Below are 18,105 nucleotides of genomic sequence, written 5' to 3'. Positions count from 1 at the left end.
CTCTGAAACCACACACGGGGCCCGCGGGCCCCGTGTTTTTTTCTCTGCCGCCTTTTCGCAGCCGTACTCACATGTTTTGGTCCACCACACGCTTTCGCATCGATCTCTCGCGCCCGCAGGTCATGGGCATCGTCAACGTGACGCCGGATTCATTTTCCGACGGCGGCCAGCATGCGGATGCGGTTTCCGCGCAGGCGCACTGCGAGCAGTTGCTGGCCGAAGGGGTGGACATCCTGGACATCGGCGGCGAATCCACCCGGCCGGGTTCGGCCACGCCCAGCGAGGTGCAAGAGCTGGCCCGCGTCGAGCCTGTGCTGCGCCATGCCTTGACCCTGGGTGTGCCCGTATCGGTGGACACCAGCAGCCCGCTGGTCATCCGCAAGGCGCTGGAGTTGGGCGTGGACATCATCAACGACGTTCGCTCGCTGCAGCGCCCAGGCGCGCTGGACGCGCTGATGGACTCTGGCGTGAGCGCCGGCGTGTGCCTGATGCACATGCAGGGCGAGCCGGCCACGATGCAGGTGGCGCCGGCCTATGACGACGTCGCGGGGGAAGTCCTGGCCTTCCTGGCGCAGCGGCTGGACGCTTTGCGCGCACGCGGTGTGGCCGATGAGCGAGTGGTGCTGGACCCGGGCTACGGCTTTGGCAAGACGGTGGCGCACAACCTGGAGCTGCTGCGCCGCCAGCGCGAGCTGCTGGCCTTGGGCCTGCCGCTGCTGGCCGGCCTTTCGCGCAAGTCGTGCCTGGGTACGGTGACGGGGCGGCCCGTGGACCAGCGCCTGGTGCCCAGCGTGGCCGCGGCGCTGGCGGCGGTGTCGCTGGGCGCGCGGGTGGTACGAGTTCACGACGTCGCCGCCACCGTGGACGCTTTGAAGGTTTGGCAGGCTGCCGGGCTCGACTCTTGAGGTTTGGTGATGGAACGCTGAAGGAGAATGCCGGGTTGCCCTGAAAAGGTGTGGCAACCCAGGCGAATAAGCACAACGAGGACAGAGGATGAGCAGGAACTACTTCGGCACGGACGGCATCCGGGGAACCGTCGGTCAATCTCCCATCACGCCGGACTTCATGCTTCGGTTGGGCCATGCCGTGGGCCGCGTCCTGCGTGCGTCCGCCAAGCGGCCCACCGTGTTGATAGGCAAGGACACGCGCATATCGGGTTACATGATCGAGTCGGCGCTGGAAGCCGGTTTTGCCTCCGCCGGGGTGGACGTCTTGCTCAGCGGGCCGCTGCCCACGCCCGGCGTGGCCTACCTGACCCGTGCGTTGCGCCTTGACTTGGGCGTGGTCATCAGCGCTTCGCACAACCCTTTCAATGACAACGGCGTCAAGTTCTTCTCGGCGCAGGGCCAGAAACTGCCTGACGCCTGGGAGCTGGCGGTGGAAGCCGCGCTGGAGGAGGCTCCGAATTGGGTCGACTCCACCGGCCTGGGCAAGGCGCGCCGGCTGCAGGACGCAGGCGGGCGCTACATCGAGTTCTGCAAGAGCACCATCTCCAACGAGCTGTCGCTCAAGGGCATGAAGCTGGTGGTGGATGCCGCGCACGGTGCCGCTTACCAGGTGGCGCCGGCTGTGTTCCATGAGCTGGGTGCCGAGGTCATCAGCATTGGCGCCAGCCCGGACGGGCTCAACATCAATGCCGGCGTGGGCGCCACGGCGCCCCAGGCGCTGGTGCGCGCGGTGCGGGAGCACGGCGCCGACTACGGCATCGCCCTGGATGGCGATGCAGACCGGCTGCAGATGGTGGACGCCAACGGCCGGCTCTACAACGGTGACGAGCTGCTGTACGTCATGGTCGCGGACCGCCTGGCGCAAGGTCGCCCGGTGCCCGGCGCCGTTGGCACGCTCATGACCAACATGGGCGTGGAAACGGCCCTGCGCCGTCTTCAGATTCCCCTGGTGCGTGCCAAGGTGGGTGACCGTTACGTGCTGGAGGAGCTTTCCGCGCGCGGCTGGCAGCTCGGTGGTGAAGGCTCCGGCCATTTGCTGGCGCTGGACTGCCACACCACAGGCGACGGCATCGTCAGCGCGCTGCAAATCCTGCAGGCCGTGCGCCGGCAGGGCCGTCCCTTGGCGGCCTTGCTGGAGGGCGTGAGCCTGTTCCCGCAGACGCTGCTCAACGTACGCCTGGCCGACGGAGCGGACTGGAAGAGCAACCGGCAACTGGCTCAGGTGCAGGCGGAGGTCGAGCGTGCCTTGGGCGATGACGGCCGCGTGCTCATCCGCGCTTCCGGTACCGAGCCCGTGCTGCGCGTGATGGTCGAGGCCCGCGATGGTGCGCAAAGCAAGGCCTGCGCCGAACAGCTTGCCCAAGCAGCGCGCGGCTGAAGCCGTCGAACCCTTCGCAAGCTGAATCCAGCCGCGCAGGCCGTTTCAAGAACGGGCTGCCGAAACCTGCCCGGCCTGGCGCGTGAGGCAGGCTGTGGGCCGCCATGCCGGATGTGACAAGGTGGCCGTGACATCCGCATCGCTGTCACATGGGTGTCACAGAAGGTGCCTACAGTCGCGCGCATCGCTCTACTGCTTGAGGATTTGCGATGACGCGACACACCTTGCCGCTGCTGCTCGGCACCTTGCTCGCCGCGGCTGCCGGCACGGCTGCTGCCCAGGACGTCACCGGCGCCGGCGCCACCTTCCCGGCGCCCATCTACGCCAAGTGGGCCGACGCCTTCAACAAGGCCAGCGGCATACGCGTCAACTACCAGTCCGTCGGCTCAGGTGCCGGCATCAAGCAGGTCAAGGCCAAGACGGTGACCTTCGGCGCCACCGACATGCCGCTCAAGGACGAGGAACTGGACAAGGTCGGCTTGCTGCAGTTCCCCACCGTCATCGGTGGCGTGGTGCCCGTGGTCAACGTCAAGGGCTTGCAGCCCGGCCAGTTGAAGCTCACCGGCCAGGTGCTGGGCGACATCTACCTGGGCAAGATCACCAAGTGGAACGACGCGGCCATCACAGCGCTCAACCCCGGCGTGGCGCTGCCTGACCAGGCCATCGCCGTGGTGCGCCGCGCCGACGGCTCCGGCACCAGCTTCCTCTTCACCAACTACCTCTCCAAGGTCAACGCCGAGTGGAAGACCAAGGTGGGCGAGGGCACCGCCGTGAACTGGCCCGCGGGTGCGGGCGGCAAGGGCAACGAGGGCGTGGCCGCCTTCGTGCAACGCCTGCCCGGCGCCATCGGTTACGTGGAGTACGCCTACGTCAAGCAGAACAAGATGGCGTATGCCCTGCTCAAGAACCAGGCCGGCAACTTCGTGGCGCCTGACGACGCCAACTTCAAGGCCGCCGCGGCCGGCGCCGACTGGTCCAAGAGCTTTTATCAGGTACTGACCGAGCAGCCCGGCAAGGACGCCTGGCCGCTGACCGGCGCCACCTACATCCTCATGCCCAAGTCGTCCGAGAAGCCGGCCAGCGCCGCTGCCGCGCTGAAGTTTTTCGACTGGGCATTCACCGGCGGCGACGCCATGGCCGCCGATCTGGAATACGTGGCCTTGCCCGACAACCTCAAGGCACTGGTTCGCAAGCAGTGGGCCAACGTCAAGGGCGCGGATGGCAAGGCGCTGGCATTCAAATAAGCCCCTGGCGTTGTTCACGCGGCCACTTCGCGCGGCGTGGACAGGGCCACACCGTTTCCTTACCGACCATCCGGCGCCGGTCCTGAAGTCCGCCGCCCCGTTGCACACCTCGTTGTCATGACTGCACGATTGCCGGCCACCTCCCGTGTGGATGTCGCCCAAGGCCTGGATGCCATGGGCTTGCCATCCCCTCCCGCGGTGGCTCGCCGCTTCTCGCCTTGGCCCGACCGGCTGTTCTCGGCCGCGGCGCATACCGCGGCGGTGCTGGTGCTGGCGCTGCTGGCGGGCATCATCATTTCGCTGCTCATGGGTGCGGGTCCGGCCATCGAGGCCTATGGATTGAGCTTCCTGTGGAACAGCGAGTGGGATCCGGTGCAGGAGCGCTTCGGCGGCCTGGTGATGATCTGGGGCACGCTGGCGAGCTCGGCCGTCGCGCTGCTGATTGCCGTGCCCGTGAGCTTCGGCATCGCGTTGTTCCTCACCGAGCTGGCGCCGGCCTGGCTCAAGCGGCCGTTGGGCATTGCCGTCGAGCTGCTCGCGGCCGTGCCTTCCATCGTCTACGGCATGTGGGGCCTGCTGGTGTTCGGCCCGTTGCTGGCCACCTATGTGCAGCAGCCGCTGCAGGCCGCGTTCGGCAACGTGCCGGGGCTGGGCCAGCTCTTCCAGGGTCCGCCGGTGGGCCTGGGCCTGCTGTCGGCCGGGATCATCCTGGCCATCATGATCATTCCCTTCATCGCCTCGGTGATGCGCGACGTCTTCGAGGTCACGCCGCCCATGCTCAAGGAGTCGGCCTATGGCCTGGGCGCCACCACCTGGGAAGTCGTCTCCAAGGTCGTGCTGCCCTTTACCAAGACGGGCGTGGTGGGCGGCATCATGCTGGGCCTGGGCCGCGCCATCGGCGAGACCATGGCCGTGACCTTCGTCATCGGCAACATGAACCAGCTCGGCTCGCTCTCGCTGTTCGAGCCGGCCAACAGCATCACCAGCGCGCTGGCCAACGAGTTCGCCGAGGCCGGCGAGGGCCTGCACCAGGCCTCGCTGATCTACCTGGGCCTGGTGCTGTTCTTCATCACCTTCGTGGTGCTGGTGCTTTCCCGGCTGCTGCTGGCGCGCCTGAAGAAGGGCGAGGGAGCGCGCGCATGAGCATGAAACCCATGACTGTCACGACCTTGTCCCTGGACGCACGCCGCCTGGCCAAGCACCGCGCGCGCAAGCGCACCAACGCCGTCGCTCTGGCTCTGGCCCTGGCCGCCATGGCCTTCGGCGTGTTCTGGCTGGTCTGGATCCTGTGGGAGACGCTGCGCCTGGGCCTGCCCGCGCTGTCGCTGCAGGTGTTCACGCAGATGACGCCCGCGCCGCAATCCGAGGGCGGTGGCCTGGCCAACGCCTTGTTCGGCTCGCTGCTCATGGTGGGCCTGGCCACGCTGATCGGTACGCCCGTGGGCGTGATGGCCGGCATCTACCTCGCCGAGTACGGGCGCAAGGGCTGGTTGGGCGGCGCCACGCGCTTCATCAACGACATCCTGCTGTCGGCGCCCTCCATCGTCATCGGCCTCTTCGTCTACTCGGTGGTGGTGACGACCACCAAGGGATTTTCAGGCTGGGCCGGCGTACTGGCGCTCACGCTCATCGTCATCCCGATCGTCGTGCGCACCACGGAGAACATGCTCTCGCTGGTGCCCAACGCGCTGCGCGAGGCGGCCTATGCCCTGGGTACGCCCAAGTGGAAAGTGATCGGCGCCGTCACGCTCAAGGCCGCGCGCTCCGGCGTGCTCACCGGCGTGCTGCTGGCGTTGGCACGCGTTTCCGGCGAAACCGCGCCGCTGCTGTTCACGGCGCTGTCCAACCAGTTCTGGAACGCCGACCTGACGCAGCCGCTGGCCAGCCTGCCGGTGACCATCTTCAAGTTCGCCATGAGCCCCTACCAGAACTGGCAGGAGTTGGCTTGGGCGGGCGTCTTCCTCATCACGATGGGCGTGCTCGCGCTCAACATCGCCGCGCGCGTGCTGCTGCGGCAAAAGCACTGACACACAAGCACCATGAACGCCGCCGTCGCCCAACAAACCGAGCTCGACTACGCGCTGCCTGCACACGAGCAGGCCAAGCTCTCCGTGCGGGACCTGCGCTTCTATTACGGCAACTTCCTCGCACTCAAGCACATCAATCTCGACATCCCGGAGAGGAAAGTCACAGCCTTCATCGGCCCGTCGGGCTGCGGCAAGAGCACGCTGCTGCGCACCTTCAACCGCATGTACGAGCTCTACCCGGAGCAGCGTGCCGAAGGGCAGATCCTGCTGGACGGCCAGGATATCCTCACCTCCGGCCTGGACGTGAGCCTCATCCGCGCCAAGGTCGGCATGGTGTTCCAGAAGCCCACGCCGTTTCCCATGTCCATCTACGACAACATCGCCTTCGGCGTGCGGCTGTTCGAAAACCTGCCGCGCGTGGAGATGGACGAGCGTGTTGAATGGGCACTGCGCAAGGCCGCGCTGTGGAACGAGGTCAAGGACAAGCTGGGCCAAAGCGGCGCGGGCCTCTCCGGCGGCCAGCAGCAGCGGCTGTGCATTGCGCGCGGCATCGCCATCCGCCCCGAAGTGCTGCTGCTGGACGAGCCCTGCTCGGCGCTGGACCCGATTTCCACCGGCAAGATCGAGGAGCTCATCCACGAGCTCAAGAGCGACTACACCGTGGTCATCGTCACGCACAACATGCAGCAGGCCGCGCGCTGCTCGGACTACACGGCCTACATGTACCTGGGTGACCTGGTGGAGTTTGGTCCGACCGCGGAGCTGTTCATGAAGCCTCGCAAGAAGGACACCGAGGACTACATCACCGGCCGCTTCGGCTGACCCAAGGAGATACCGCCATGCCCGACAAGCACCTCTCCACCCAGTTCGACGCCGAGCTCAGCGGCATCTCCAACCGCGTGCTGGAGATGGGCGGGCTGGTCGAATCCCAGCTCGCGCAGGCCATGGCCGCGCTGACCAACTTCAGCTCCGACACGGCCGCGCAGGTCATAGAGCGCGAGGCGCTGGTCAACCGCATGGAGCTGGAGATAGACCGCGACCTCTCCGGCGTCATCGCGCGGCGCCAGCCCACGGCGCGAGACCTGCGGCTGCTCATCGCCGTGAGCAAGACCATCGCCAACCTGGAGCGCGTGGGCGACGAGGCCGCGCGCATCGCCCGCACGGTGGACAAGCTCATCAACGCCGGCGTCTCCACCCGGCTGCGCCAGCCCGTGGCCGACCTCAACTACGAGTCCGAGCTGGCCTTGGGCAGCCTGCGCAAGGCGCTGGACGCCTTCGCGCGGCTGGATACCGCGCGCGCGCTGGAAGTGCTCAAGCAGGACGACCAGATCGACCAGGAGTTCGACGGCCTGCTGCGCAAGCTCATCACCTACATGATGGAAGACCCGCGCACCATCTCCGCGAGCATCGACCTCGTGTTCGTCGCCAAGGCCATCGAGCGCGTGGGCGACCACGCCAAGAACCTGGCCGAGGTGATCATCTACGTCGTCAAGGGCACGGACGTGCGCCATGCCTCGCTGGAGGCTGTCGAAAATGCAGTGCGCTGAGCGCGCATCGGCACGTGGGGAGCCTAGACCGTGAGTGACGTGCTGGTGGTGGAGGACGAGCCGGCCATTGCCGAGCTCATCGCGATGAACCTGCGCCATGCCGGCCACGCCGTCACCATCGTGAGCGATGCCGAAGCCGCTGCCGCGGCGGTGGACCGCGTGCTGCCGGACCTGGTGCTGCTGGACTGGATGCTGCCCGGCCGCTCCGGCGTGACGCTGGCGCGCCAGTGGCGCAGCCAGCCGCGCACGCGCGAGCTGCCCATCATCATGCTCACCGCTCGCTTCGAGGAGAGCGACCGCGTCGGCGGCCTGGACGCCGGCGCCGACGACTATCTGGTGAAGCCCTTTTCCATGTCGGAGCTCATGGCGCGCATGCGTGCCGTGTTGCGCCGGCGCGCGCCCGAGGCGCTGGAGCAGCCGCTGGAAGCCGCCGGGCTCAAGCTGGACCCGGCCTCGCGCCGCGTCACCCGCGACATCGACGGCACGCCGCACGAGGTCAAGCTGGGCCCCACCGAGTTCAAGCTGCTTCACTTTCTGATGGCCCATCCGCAGCGCGTGCACACCCGCGCGCAGTTGCTGGACAAAGTGTGGGGCGACCATGTCTTCATCGAGGAGCGCACGGTGGACGTGCATGTGAAACGCCTGCGCGAGGCGCTGGCGCTGGTGGACTGCTCCAGCCTGATTGAAACCGTGCGAGGCGCCGGCTACCGGCTCGCGCAAGGCATCGCGGGCTGATCGTTGTGCGGCACCTCTTTGGGCGCCCGGTGGGCGCGGTGGTCGCCTGGGCGGTGGGCAGCGGCGCCGGCGCGCTGGTCGGGGCTTCCGCAGGGGAGCTGACGGCCGGGCTGCTGGCCGGCGGCGGCGCGGGCGTGCTGCTGCACGCCTCGCTGGACGCGTTGCGAGGACAGCGGCTGATGCGTTGGCTGCGCCGCGGCAACCTCGATGGCGCCGCGCCGCGCGACGCGGGCTTCTGGGGCGAGATGGCCTATCGCGTGGAACGCGCACTGCGCCTGCGCGAACGGCAGTTGGCCCAGGAACGGGCGCAGCACGCGCAGTTCCTCAACGCGATCGAGGCTTCACCCAACGGCGTGCTGCTGCTGGACGCGGGCGACGCCATCGTCTGGTGCAACCCGGCCGCCGCGGACCATTTCAGCCTGGACCCGGAGCGCGACCGCGCGCAGCGCGTGACCAACCTCGTGCGCGCGCCGGGATTCGTCTCACTGCTGCAGTCGGCGCAGTTCCCGACGCAGCCGACCTTGCTGTCCGGCCTGCGCCACGCGGGCACGCTGTCCGTGCTGCTGCGCGGTTACGGGCAGGGACTCAAGCTGGTGCTGTCGCAGGACGTGACGGAGCGCGAGCGCCACGAGGCCATGCGGCGGGACTTTGTCGCCAACGTCTCGCACGAAATACGCACGCCGCTGACGGCGCTCTCCGGCTTCGTGGAGACCATGCAGTCGCTGCCCCTGGGCGATGCCGAGCGCCAGCATGTGCTCGGCCTGATGGCGCAGCAAACCGGCCGCATGCGCACCCTGGTGGACGACTTGCTCACGCTGGCCCGGCTGGAAGGCAGCCCGCGCCCGGCGCCGGACCACTGGTTTGCATTCGACGTGCTGCTGGACCAGGTGCGCGAGCGCACACGCTCGCTCTCCGGGGGCCGGCATGAGCTGCGCTTCCCCGACGCTTGCGCATTGGAGCTGGCCGGCAGTGAAGGAGAAATCGACAGCGCCCTCACCAACTTGCTGAGCAATGCCGTGCGCTACACGCCCGCGGGCGGGCACATAGGCGTGACGATCAAGAACCTGGAAGACGGACGGCTGGAAATTGCCGTGCGGGACAGCGGCATAGGCATCGCCCGTGAGCATCTGCCGAGGTTGGCTGAGCGCTTTTATCGCGTGGATGGCAGCCGCTCCCGCGCCACGGGGGGCACGGGCCTGGGCCTGTCCATCGTCAAGCACGTGGCGCAGCGCCACGGCGGCGAGCTGCACATCGACAGCACGCCCAACCAGGGCTCGACGTTCAGCCTGGTATTGCCTGCGGCCCGCGTGCGGCAGGCCGAGGCGCAGGATCAGCGCGAGGCCGAGGCGCGCCGGTAGATCAGCACGCTTTCCTCGCGGTCGGTTGGGCGCCGCTCGCGGGCAATGAAGCGCCAGCCGGGCAGGTTGGGCGCGGCCCGCGTGGGCTCGTTTTCGGCCATCAGCAGCACGGGGCAGTCGGTGCCCTCAGCCGCATTTGGGCGGGCATCGACACGCCAGCCGCCGAAGTACTCCATGCCTGCCACGGCCGCGCGCTGCATGCCCGGCACCACGATGCAGGGCGTATCCCGGCCCACGTGGCGCGCGATGCGCTGCACCCAGGGGCGGTAGCTGCGCGCGTAGTCCAGCGCCGGCAGCCACAGCGTCATGACCAGCAGCCAGGCCAGCGCCACGCCGCCCGCGGGCAGCACGAGGCTCTTCCACAAGGCCTGCGGATGCCGTGCCGTGCGCCAGCGCACCAGCGCCAGCCACGCCAGCGTGCCGGCGATGGCCGCGATCAGCCGGACCAGCGAGAACTCGGCCGTGAAGCCCGGTGCCAGCCGCGCGATGTTGGCCGCCGTGCGGGCCGGCGTGCCGGTCTGCATGGCTGCGTACACAACCCAGATGACCAGCGCGCCGGCCGTGAAGAAGAAGACCGAAAACCAGTCAATGGCTGCGCTGGCGCTGCGGCGCAGCGTGGGCAACGCAAAGCCGGCCAGCACCGCCAGCGCGGGCAGCGCCAGCAGCAGCGCGCGGTCGGACCCGCCCAGCGCGATGCTGGCGCCCAGGCCGACCAGGGCGAGCCCAAGGGGCAGGGCGATGTGGCGCTTGAGCAGGTGGCGGCGCCAGCGCCACAGCGTCCAGGGCACCAGCAGCCACACCGGCCACAGGAACCAGGACACCAGCCGGCCCAGCTGTAGCAGTTGCGCGGTGTCGGCCGTGAAGTACCAGCGCCAGTGGTTGTGCTGCAGCACCAGCGTCAGGACCAGCGAGGCCAGCGTGGCGGCGCCCGTCCACGGCGCAAAGCGGCGCACCGGCGCATCCACCGAGCGCGCGCACACCACCGTGCCGATCACGCCCGCGGCCAGCGCGACGTTGGGCGCATCGCAAGCCGACAGCAGCGGCAGTGCCGCCAGCACGGCCAGGCGCGCCGTGGCGCTGCGGTAGGCCGACGCCGCCAAGCCCCACAGCAGCAACGCCATGGCGAAGAGCTGCGCCAGTTCCGGCGTGGTTTCGTGTCCAAGCTGCAGCAAGCCCAGTGTGGCCATCAAGGCCAGCAGCGCGCCGTCGGCCACGGCGCGGGCGTAATCCACCGCATTGGCTTCGCCGCCAAAGGCGAACGCCACGGGCTGTGCCGCCTCGGTGCGTGCGAGGTGGAAAGTGCTGTACCAGGTCAGCGCCAGCGTGAGCGCCAGCAGCAGCGCAAAGGGCAGCCGCGCTGCCAAGGCCGGTTCCACCATGGGCGACAGCAGCGCAATGAAGGCCGCCCCCAGCCAGTGCGGCAGCAGCACGCCCTCTGGAGGCAACTGGCCCACCAGCGGCGCCAGCCACGAGCTGCGTCCCTCGCCCATGGCCGCCATGTAGCCGAAGGCCGTGATGTCGGCGTTTTTCCAAGGGTCTCGGCCGAACAGGCCGGGCAGCAGGTAAGCCGCGCACAGCAGCAGCAGCGGCAGCCGCGGCAGCCGCTGCACGGCGCGCTGCGTCACCAGGGCAGGAGAGGGGATGTTCACGCCGAAATCATGCCGTCAAAACCACGCGCGGCCGGCGTGGCCCGGGCGCCTGTGGCCTGTCACCGCACCGGTCGCCGGGGGGGCACTTGGACTGCGCCACGGCCGGGGCAGGCAGAAAAAAAGGCAGCCGAGGCTGCCTTCCTTGTCGCTGGAGCGCGACCTCACTTCTTGAGGCCGACGCGCGCAAACTTGTTGCGGAACTTCTCGACACGGCCGCCGAGGCTGTCCACGCTCTTTTGCGTGCCGGTGTAGAAGGGGTGCGTTTCGCTGGTGGTTTCCAGCTTCACCAGCGGCAGCTCGCGACCATCGTCGAGCTTGATGGATTCTTTGGACTGCACGCAGGAACGCGTGACGAACTTGAAACCGTTGGACAGGTCCACGAAGCAAACTTCGCGGTAGTTCGGGTGAATGCCTTCTTTCATCGGAAACCTCGCTGCGTCGTCGCCAGCCACGCCGCCCCATGCGGCGCACTTGGCGAAAGCGGAAAACCCGCAATTGTAGCCCAAGCCGAAGGGGCGGCCCGGGATGGCGCCGTACAAACGGCGCCCTTGATGCGTTGTTGCCGCCAGGTACCGGCGGCGCGGGCCGTGTGCGGACACGGCCCACTGTGGCGGCGACTCAGCCGCCGCGGCGCATCAAGTCGAAGAAGTCCAGGTTGTTCTTGGTGGACTTCATCTTGTCGAGGATGAACTCCATCGCCTCGATCTCGTCCATCGGGTAGAGCAGCTTTCGCAGGATCCAGCTCTTTTGCAGGATCTCGGGCTTGAGCAGCAGCTCCTCGCGCCGCGTGCCGCTCTTGTTGAGCAGGATGGACGGGTAGACGCGCTTCTCGGCCATGCGGCGATCCAGGTGGATTTCGCAGTTGCCGGTGCCCTTGAACTCTTCGTAGATCACCTCGTCCATGCGGCTGCCGGTGTCTATGAGCGCCGTGCCGATGATGGTAAGCGAGCCGCCTTCTTCCACGTTGCGCGCCGCGCCGAAGAAGCGCTTGGGCCGCTGCAGCGCGTTGGCGTCCACGCCGCCGGTGAGCACCTTGCCGGAGGAGGGCAGCACGTTGTTGTAGGCGCGGGCCAGGCGGGTGATGGAGTCCAGCAGGATCACCACGTCCTTCCTGAGCTCCACCAGGCGCTTGGCGCGCTCGATGACCATCTCGGCCACCTGCACGTGGCGCGCGGCCGGTTCGTCGAAGGTGGAGCTGATGACCTCGCCGCGCACCGTGCGCTGCATCTCCGTGACTTCCTCGGGGCGCTCGTCCACCAGCAGGACGATGAGGTGCACGTCGGGATGGTTGGCGACGATGGCATGCGCCAGGTGCTGCATCATCACCGTCTTGCCGCTCTTGGGCGGCGCCACCAGCAGCGCGCGCTGGCCTTTGCCCAGCGGTGCGATGAGGTCGATGATGCGGCTGGTGATGTTCTCGTCGTTGTTCTTGATGTCGCGCTCGAGCCTGAACTGTTCCTTGGGGAACAGCGGGGTCAGGTTCTCGAACATGATCTTGTGCTTGTTCTCCTCGGGCGTGAGGCCGTTGACGCGGTCAACTTTCACCAGCGCGAAGTAGCGCTCGCCGTCCTTGGGGACACGCACCTCGCCCTCGATCATGTCGCCGGTGTGGAGGTTGAAGCGGCGGATCTGGCTGGGGCTGAGGTAGATGTCGTCCGTCGACGCCATGTAGCTGGTGTCGATGGAGCGCAGGAAGCCGAAGCCGTCCGGCAGCACCTCCAGCACGCCGTCGCCGAAGACCTGTTCGCCGGCCTTGGCGCGCTTTTTCATGATTGCGAACATCAGCTCCTGCTTGCGCATGCGAGCGACGTTGTCAATCTCCAGCGCCTCGCCCATCTTGATGAGCTCGGAGACGTGCAGCGCTTTCAGTTCGGACAGATGCATGGAAGGCAAACCCTGGGAAGGGAGGGCGCGCGTCCTTGCCAGGGGAGCACGCCGGATCAAATCGGCTCAGAAGGCCCGATGCCGGGCCGCTTCAACCCGCGGAACGCGGCAGAAAGACGTGAAATGCGCGGGGGGTTGTGAGCCGGAATCACGCCCCGCGAGTGGCCGGGGCAACCGAGGGCGTGATGGCAAATTCAGGGCTGCGTGAAACCGCCCGGGGCCAGCGTAACAGGTTCTGGCCAATTCGCGGGCGGCTCAATACCGCAGCAATCTTCAAATTATAGATTAGCGTCCAGGAACTGCGTCAGTTGCACCTTGGTCAGCGCGCCAACCTTGGTTGCAGCCACTTGGCCGTCCTTGAACAGCATCAGCGTCGGGATGCCGCGGATGCCGTACTTGGCCGGCGTGTCGCGGTTCTCGTCCACGTTGAGCTTGGCGATCTGCAGCCGGCCTTGGTAGGTGTTGGCAATCTCGTCCAGGATGGGGGCGATCATCTTGCAGGGGCCGCACCACTCGGCCCAGTAATCGACCAGGACGGGCGTTTCGGCATTGAGCACATCGTCCGAAAACGAGGCGTCGGAAACTTTTTTGATCAGTTCGCTGCTCATGATGGGGAGGTTTGCATGCGTCCGCAGGAACAGCCAGGGGCGCGGTGCTTGATATAGCGGAGGGCTGGGAATTCTGACACAAAGCCCCTGGCCCTCCGGGCTTGGGGCGGCTGTTCGGCAAGCTTGCGCGATGTCGCCGTTTCCTACCGCTGTAAGGCCTTCCCGGCCAAGAGCGGATTTGCCTGTCGGTAACAAAAATCCGGCCACCCGCGGCAACACTTCACGCAGCCATCACGCTTGGCGCGTGAAGCGGATGGCACATTGGCGGCCGTCATGACTTCCACCGCAGCCCAGCCCGCGAAGCCCTCCCAGCGCTTCGGACGTTTCGAAATGCGCCGCCTTTTGGGCAAGAGCGCGCGCAGCATGGTCTGGGAGGCGAACGACCCCGACCTGGGCCGCCAAGTGTTGCTGGCCATGCCTCGCGTGGCGCCTGCGGGCGACGCGGCGCTGCAGCGCTGGCTGGACGATGCCCGTGCCATGGCGCGCCTGAGCCATCCCAACCTGGTGCCCGTGAACGACGTGGGCATGTACCAGCGCCTGCCCTTTGTTTCCTACGAGCGCGCGCAGGACAGCGTGACGCTGGCGCAGCGGCTGCAGCCTGATGGCCATGCGACGCTGGACGTGGGCCGCTGGGCCGTGCAGGCGCTCGAAGGCCTGGCCTATGCGCACGACGCCGGCGTGGCGCACCGCGACTTGCAAATGCACATGCTGCGCGTGGACGAGCGCGGGCATCTGCAAGTCCTGGGCTTGTCCGTGGCGCCCATGCCCAAGGCCATCGATGCCTTGGGGCCGCTGCAGGCCCGCCAGGAAATGGTCGAGCGCGACGTCATGGCCGTGGGGCTGGCGATGTACCACCTGCTGGCCGCCCGCGCCGCGTTGGACGAGCCCGACCTGGTCAGCGCCATAGAACGCATGACGCCCTTGGGCGACGCCACCGTGCGGCTGCCGCGCGAGCTGCCGCAGCCTGTGCCGGAGGGCTTTCGTGCCGTCATCAACCGCTGCCTGGACAAGCTGCCGCAACAGCGCTTCCGGCATGCGCGCACGATGGGCACTGCGCTGCAGGAGTGGGTGCCTTCGCAACGTTCTTCGCTATCCGACTCATTGCCTGAGCAACTGCTGGAGAGCGTGCGCCGCCATGGCGTGCTGCCTGCCTTGCCCGACGGCGCGGCCATTGCGTCGCGGCTGCTGGGCATGGAGCGCCAGCACGTGGGCGCGCTTGCGCAACAGGCGCTGCAAGATCCGGCGACCTGCCTTGAGCTGTTGCACCAGGCCAACTCCTCCTACGTGCGCAGTGCGCAAGCGGAAGGTAGTGGGGCGGTCGTCACCCTGCGGCGCGCCATCGCGATGATCGGCCTGGCCGGCTTGCAGCGCGTGGTGCAGCGTCAGCATGCCTGGCCGGGGCCGCTGGACCAGGCATCGGCGCGCACCTTGTTGGCGCGCATGGAGCGGGCGCAACGCGCGATGCGCTTGGCGTTGCTCCTGAGCCCCCCGGGCTTTGACGGCGAAATCGTCCAGGTCGTGACGCTGCTGCAGGAGTTGGGCAGCCTGCTCGTTCATTACCACTTCCCCGAGCTGGCGCGGCAGATGCGCGCGCACATGGCGCCGCGCAAGCCCGCCTTGCCGGACGAGCCGCAGCCGCCCGCGTTGGACGAAGCCGCCGCGGCCCGCAAGGTGCTTGGCCTGGAGTTGGAGGCGCTGGCATTGGCGCTGTTGAGCCACTGGGGATTGGATGCCTCCATGTTGGCGCTGCTTCCCCCGTTGCCCACCAACCAGGCAGTGCAGGTGGTGGGCGAAGACGGCTTGCTGCGCGCCGTGGTCAGTGCGGCACGCGAGGCCGTCAGTGCCCTGGCCGTACCGGCCGAGCGCAGCAACGCGGCGCTGGACCGCGTGGCGCAGCGCTATGCGGCCACGTTGGTGCTGGACGGTGCCAAGCTGCGCCGTCTGCTGCGCGAAGCCTTGGCAGTGCCTCGCGCGGGCTGAACCAGCATGGCGCCGCAAGGCGCCATGCAACCGGCGCACGCCAGCGCCCGGCATGCGCGTTTTCAAGAAGAGGGGAAAGTGTCGCGGGCGCGGCAGCGAAAGCTGCCGGCTGTAGAAGATGGGGGTTGACGAGCCTTACCCCCGGCACTGGTCACAACGGTTGGGGCTGCTTCGTTCCCGACCTGACCCGGTTGGCCGCGCTCCCATGCGGGGAGGCCCGTCAGCGACTATTGTAGCCCACGCCGTGAGCCACTCCCGGCACGCGCGCCGCAACGCGCCTCAAGTGCGTTGCGGCCGGCCTGGTTTGCTTGTCAGCGCAACTGCAGATCGTCGTCGCCGAAGCGGATGGACAACGGCTCGATGAGCAGTTGCTTCTCGCCTTCTTCCACGCTGCCGGCCACCAGCGCCGGGATGCCCTGCGCCTGCGCGATCTCCACCGTGCGCTGCGCGTCCTCGGCACGGACGAACAGGGCGAAGCCCGCGCCCATGTTGAGCGTGCTGTAGGCCTCGCGGTCGTCATGGCCCGCGTGCTGCGCGATGAACTTGAGCACCTCCGGCACGGCCGGCACGCTGTGGATACGGTAGGTGAAGCGCGCCGGGTGGCGCAGCAGCTTGCGCCAGCCGTGGCCGGTGATGTTGGCGCAGTAGTGCGGCGTGATGCCGGCCTTGTAGAGCGCCTCCGTCACGGGCGAGTACAGCGTGGTGGGCGCCAGCAGCGCCTCGCCGTAGGTCTGGCCGCTTGCGAGCGGCGTGAGGTAGCCCTGGGGCAGCCGCTCGGTGAGCTTGCGCGCCAGGCTCAGGCCGTTGGCGTGGATGCCGCTGGAGGCCAGCAGCACGATGGCGTCGCCCGCGGCCATCTTGTCGCCCACCGACAGCCGCTCCTTGGGGTTGATCAGGCCCGTGCACGAAGCGGCCAGGTCGATGCGGCCTGCTTCCACGATGCCCGCCAGCGCCGGCGTCTCGCCGCCGCCCCAGGCCACGCCGCAGGTGTCGCAGGCGGCCTTCCAGCCGGCCACCAGCGCCTGCGCGCGCTGCGCGTCGCTGAACCAGTCGCTGCCACCGGCAGCCCAGTAGGCCTGCACCACCAGCGGCGTGGCGCCCACGGTGATGAGGTCGTTCACCGCCATGGCAATGGTGTCCTGCGCGATGCCCTGGTAGAAGCTGCGCCCGGTGAGCTGGGCCATCTCGTCGGCCACCAGGGCCTTGGAGCCCAGGCACTCGACGATGCTGGCGATGTAGAAGGGTCCGACGTCCACGACGTAGGCCGATTCGCCGCGCGAGGCGGCCACTTCGGCAAAGCCATGCGCCGCCACGTGTTGAGCGGTGGCGGCGGCGGCACGTTGGGCGCTGACCTTGAGCGGGTCGATCAGGTCGTAGTTCACGCCCGCCTGCTCGTAGCTCAGGGGTGCGGCGCTGTTGTCGGAAGAAGAGGGCGTTTGGGCATTCATAGGCGCGGATTATCGGACAGCGCCCGCGCCCCGCCGCCCGCGCGCGTTGCCGCCAGGGGTGGCGGCCGCGTCAGGGGCGGTGTGTCGCGCCCCGTAGAATCGAGGGATGTCCTACGTGGTCCTTGCCCGCAAATACCGCCCGCGCAGTTTCGATCAGATGGTCGGCCAGTCGCACGTGGTGCAGGCGTTGACCAACGCGCTGCAGCAGCAGCGCCTACATCACGCCTATCTTTTCACCGGCACGCGCGGCGTGGGCAAGACCACGGTCTCGCGCATCCTCGCCAAGAGCCTCAACTGCACCGGCGCCGACGGCACGGGCGGCATCACCGCGCATCCCTGCGGCGTGTGCACCGCCTGCACCGAGATCGACGCCGATCGCTACATCGACTACGTCGAGCTCGATGCCGCCAGCAACCGCAGCATCGACGAGATCCGAGACCTCATAGAGCGCGCCGCCTACAAGCCCAGCGTCGGCCGCTTCAAGGTCTTCATGATCGACGAGGCGCACCAGCTCACGCGCGACGCCTTCAACGCGTTGCTCAAGACGCTGGAGGAGCCGCCGGAGTACCTGAAATTCGTCCTGGCCACCACCGACCCGGACAAGATGCTGCCCACCGTGCTCAGCCGCTGCCTGCAGTTCAACCTGCGGCCCATGGCGCCGGAGACGGTGCACGAGCACCTCTTGAACGTGCTGCGGCAGGAGCAGGTGGCGTTTGACGCGCCCTCGCTGCGACTGCTGTCGCGCGCCGCGCGCGGCTCCATGCGCGACGCGCTCTCGCTCACCGACCAGGCCATCGCCTACGGCGGCGGCACGCTGGCCGAGGAGACCGTGCGTGCCATGCTGGGCAGCGTGGACCGCGGCCATGCCGCCGCCCTGGTGCGCGCGCTGGCGCAGCGCGACGGCGCCACGGTGCTCGCGGGCGTGCAGGGCCTGCGCGAGCGCGGCCTCTCGGCTGCCGCGACGCTGGAGGAAATGGCCACGCTGCTGCAGCAAATGGCCGTGGCGCAGATGGTTCCCGGCGCGTTGGACGACACCGACCCCGACACCGGCGGCGCCGTCGAGCTGGCCGGCCTGATGCCGCCGGACGAGACGCAGCTGCTCTACAGCATCGCGCTGCACGGCCGCGCCGAGCTGAGCCTGGCGCCGGACGAGTACGCCGGGCTGACCATGGTGCTGCTGCGCCTGCTGGCCTTCCCCAGCGGCGGCGGTGCGCCGCAAGCGCGGCCCAAGCCGGAGGCTGCGCGTGTGCCCGCGGCCACGCCCGGCGTGGCTTCGGCGCCCGCGGTCCTGTCTCTTATA

Annotated in this window: 16 protein-coding genes and 1 other RNA gene; 11 read left to right on the top strand and 6 right to left on the bottom strand. The window is 68.2% G+C overall.

Going from position 1 to position 18,105, the window contains the following annotated elements:
• The first annotated feature begins 71 nt into the window (after positions 1 to 71).
• The 9 genes from folP to phoR all read left to right on the top strand — a co-directional run bounded on the left by folP (position 72) and on the right by phoR (position 9,236).
• Positions 72 to 905, top strand: a complete 834-nt coding sequence (gene folP / locus SM757_RS20590) for a dihydropteroate synthase (RefSeq protein WP_322466872.1) — start codon at positions 72 to 74, stop codon at positions 903 to 905.
• A gap of 88 nt (positions 906 to 993) precedes the next feature.
• A complete protein-coding gene (gene glmM / locus SM757_RS20585) occupies positions 994 to 2,325 on the top strand; it encodes a phosphoglucosamine mutase (RefSeq protein ID WP_066341687.1) in 1,332 nt (443 codons plus the stop codon).
• A 209-nt stretch (positions 2,326 to 2,534) separates the two neighbouring features.
• Positions 2,535 to 3,569 (top strand): phosphate ABC transporter substrate-binding protein PstS, encoded by a 1,035-nt coding sequence (gene pstS, locus SM757_RS20580; RefSeq protein ID WP_066341688.1) that lies wholly within the window; start codon positions 2,535 to 2,537, stop codon positions 3,567 to 3,569.
• 174 nt (positions 3,570 to 3,743) lie between these two features.
• On the top strand, positions 3,744 to 4,712 hold the full coding sequence (gene pstC / locus SM757_RS20575) for a phosphate ABC transporter permease subunit PstC (protein WP_322466903.1): 969 nt from the start codon (positions 3,744 to 3,746) through the stop codon (positions 4,710 to 4,712).
• A gap of 2 nt (positions 4,713 to 4,714) precedes the next feature.
• Entirely contained in the window at positions 4,715 to 5,596 is an 882-nt protein-coding gene (gene pstA / locus SM757_RS20570) for a phosphate ABC transporter permease PstA (RefSeq protein WP_238456035.1), read from the top strand.
• Between the two features lie 12 nt (positions 5,597 to 5,608).
• Entirely contained in the window at positions 5,609 to 6,418 is an 810-nt protein-coding gene (gene pstB, locus SM757_RS20565; protein WP_322466871.1) for a phosphate ABC transporter ATP-binding protein PstB, read from the top strand.
• Positions 6,419 to 6,435: 17 nt separating this feature from the next.
• Positions 6,436 to 7,143: a phosphate signaling complex protein PhoU gene (gene phoU / locus SM757_RS20560; protein WP_322466870.1), complete on the top strand. Its 708-nt coding sequence runs from the start codon at positions 6,436 to 6,438 to the stop codon at positions 7,141 to 7,143.
• Positions 7,144 to 7,173: 30 nt separating this feature from the next.
• The gene (gene phoB / locus SM757_RS20555; protein WP_322466869.1) at positions 7,174 to 7,878 is read left to right on the top strand and encodes a phosphate regulon transcriptional regulator PhoB; all 705 of its coding nucleotides are present in this window, start codon (positions 7,174 to 7,176) and stop codon (positions 7,876 to 7,878) included.
• Between the two features lie 5 nt (positions 7,879 to 7,883).
• Positions 7,884 to 9,236, top strand: coding sequence for a phosphate regulon sensor histidine kinase PhoR (gene phoR, locus SM757_RS20550; protein ID WP_322466868.1), 1,353 nt, complete (start codon positions 7,884 to 7,886; stop codon positions 9,234 to 9,236).
• Here phoR and SM757_RS20545 read toward each other — a convergent pair.
• The 4 genes from SM757_RS20545 to trxA all read right to left on the bottom strand — a co-directional run bounded on the left by SM757_RS20545 (position 9,209) and on the right by trxA (position 13,377).
• Entirely contained in the window at positions 9,209 to 10,885 is a 1,677-nt protein-coding gene (locus tag SM757_RS20545; protein ID WP_322466867.1) for a hypothetical protein, read from the bottom strand. The two genes, phoR and SM757_RS20545, sit on opposite strands and share 28 nt — an antisense overlap.
• Before the next feature lie 161 nt (positions 10,886 to 11,046).
• Entirely contained in the window at positions 11,047 to 11,307 is a 261-nt protein-coding gene (locus SM757_RS20540) for a type B 50S ribosomal protein L31 (protein ID WP_029000421.1), read from the bottom strand.
• Between the two features lie 196 nt (positions 11,308 to 11,503).
• Positions 11,504 to 12,769: a transcription termination factor Rho gene (gene rho, locus SM757_RS20535; protein ID WP_029000422.1), complete on the bottom strand. Its 1,266-nt coding sequence runs from the start codon at positions 12,767 to 12,769 to the stop codon at positions 11,504 to 11,506.
• Positions 12,770 to 13,047: 278 nt separating this feature from the next.
• Positions 13,048 to 13,377 carry a thioredoxin TrxA gene (gene trxA, locus SM757_RS20530; protein WP_066342534.1) on the bottom strand — a complete coding sequence of 110 codons (330 nt, stop codon included), beginning with the start codon at positions 13,375 to 13,377 and terminating at the stop codon, positions 13,048 to 13,050.
• A 273-nt stretch (positions 13,378 to 13,650) separates the two neighbouring features.
• On the opposite strand from trxA, the gene SM757_RS20525 reads away from it, so the two are divergent.
• The gene (locus tag SM757_RS20525) at positions 13,651 to 15,357 is read left to right on the top strand and encodes a serine/threonine protein kinase (protein ID WP_322466866.1); all 1,707 of its coding nucleotides are present in this window, start codon (positions 13,651 to 13,653) and stop codon (positions 15,355 to 15,357) included.
• Between the two features lie 124 nt (positions 15,358 to 15,481).
• Here the strand turns inward: SM757_RS20525 and ffs are convergent.
• Together ffs and SM757_RS20515 are read right to left on the bottom strand one after the other, a co-directional pair.
• An RNA gene (gene ffs / locus SM757_RS20520) (signal recognition particle sRNA small type) lies at positions 15,482 to 15,579 on the bottom strand.
• Positions 15,580 to 15,668: 89 nt separating this feature from the next.
• Complete coding sequence (locus tag SM757_RS20515) at positions 15,669 to 16,805, bottom strand: AIR synthase-related protein (protein ID WP_066342535.1); 1,137 nt, start codon at positions 16,803 to 16,805, stop codon at positions 15,669 to 15,671.
• 106 nt (positions 16,806 to 16,911) lie between these two features.
• On the opposite strand from SM757_RS20515, the gene dnaX reads away from it, so the two are divergent.
• A partial coding sequence (gene dnaX, locus SM757_RS20510; RefSeq protein WP_322466865.1) for a DNA polymerase III subunit gamma/tau occupies positions 16,912 to 18,105 on the top strand: 1,194 nt, incomplete at its 3' end.

The sequence above is a fragment of the Azohydromonas lata genome (assembly GCF_034427735.1).
Lineage (GTDB): Bacteria > Pseudomonadota > Gammaproteobacteria > Burkholderiales > Burkholderiaceae_C > Azohydromonas > Azohydromonas lata.
The sequence above is the reverse complement of the archived record's forward strand: the minus strand, read 5'-3'. Positions and strand labels throughout refer to the sequence as shown.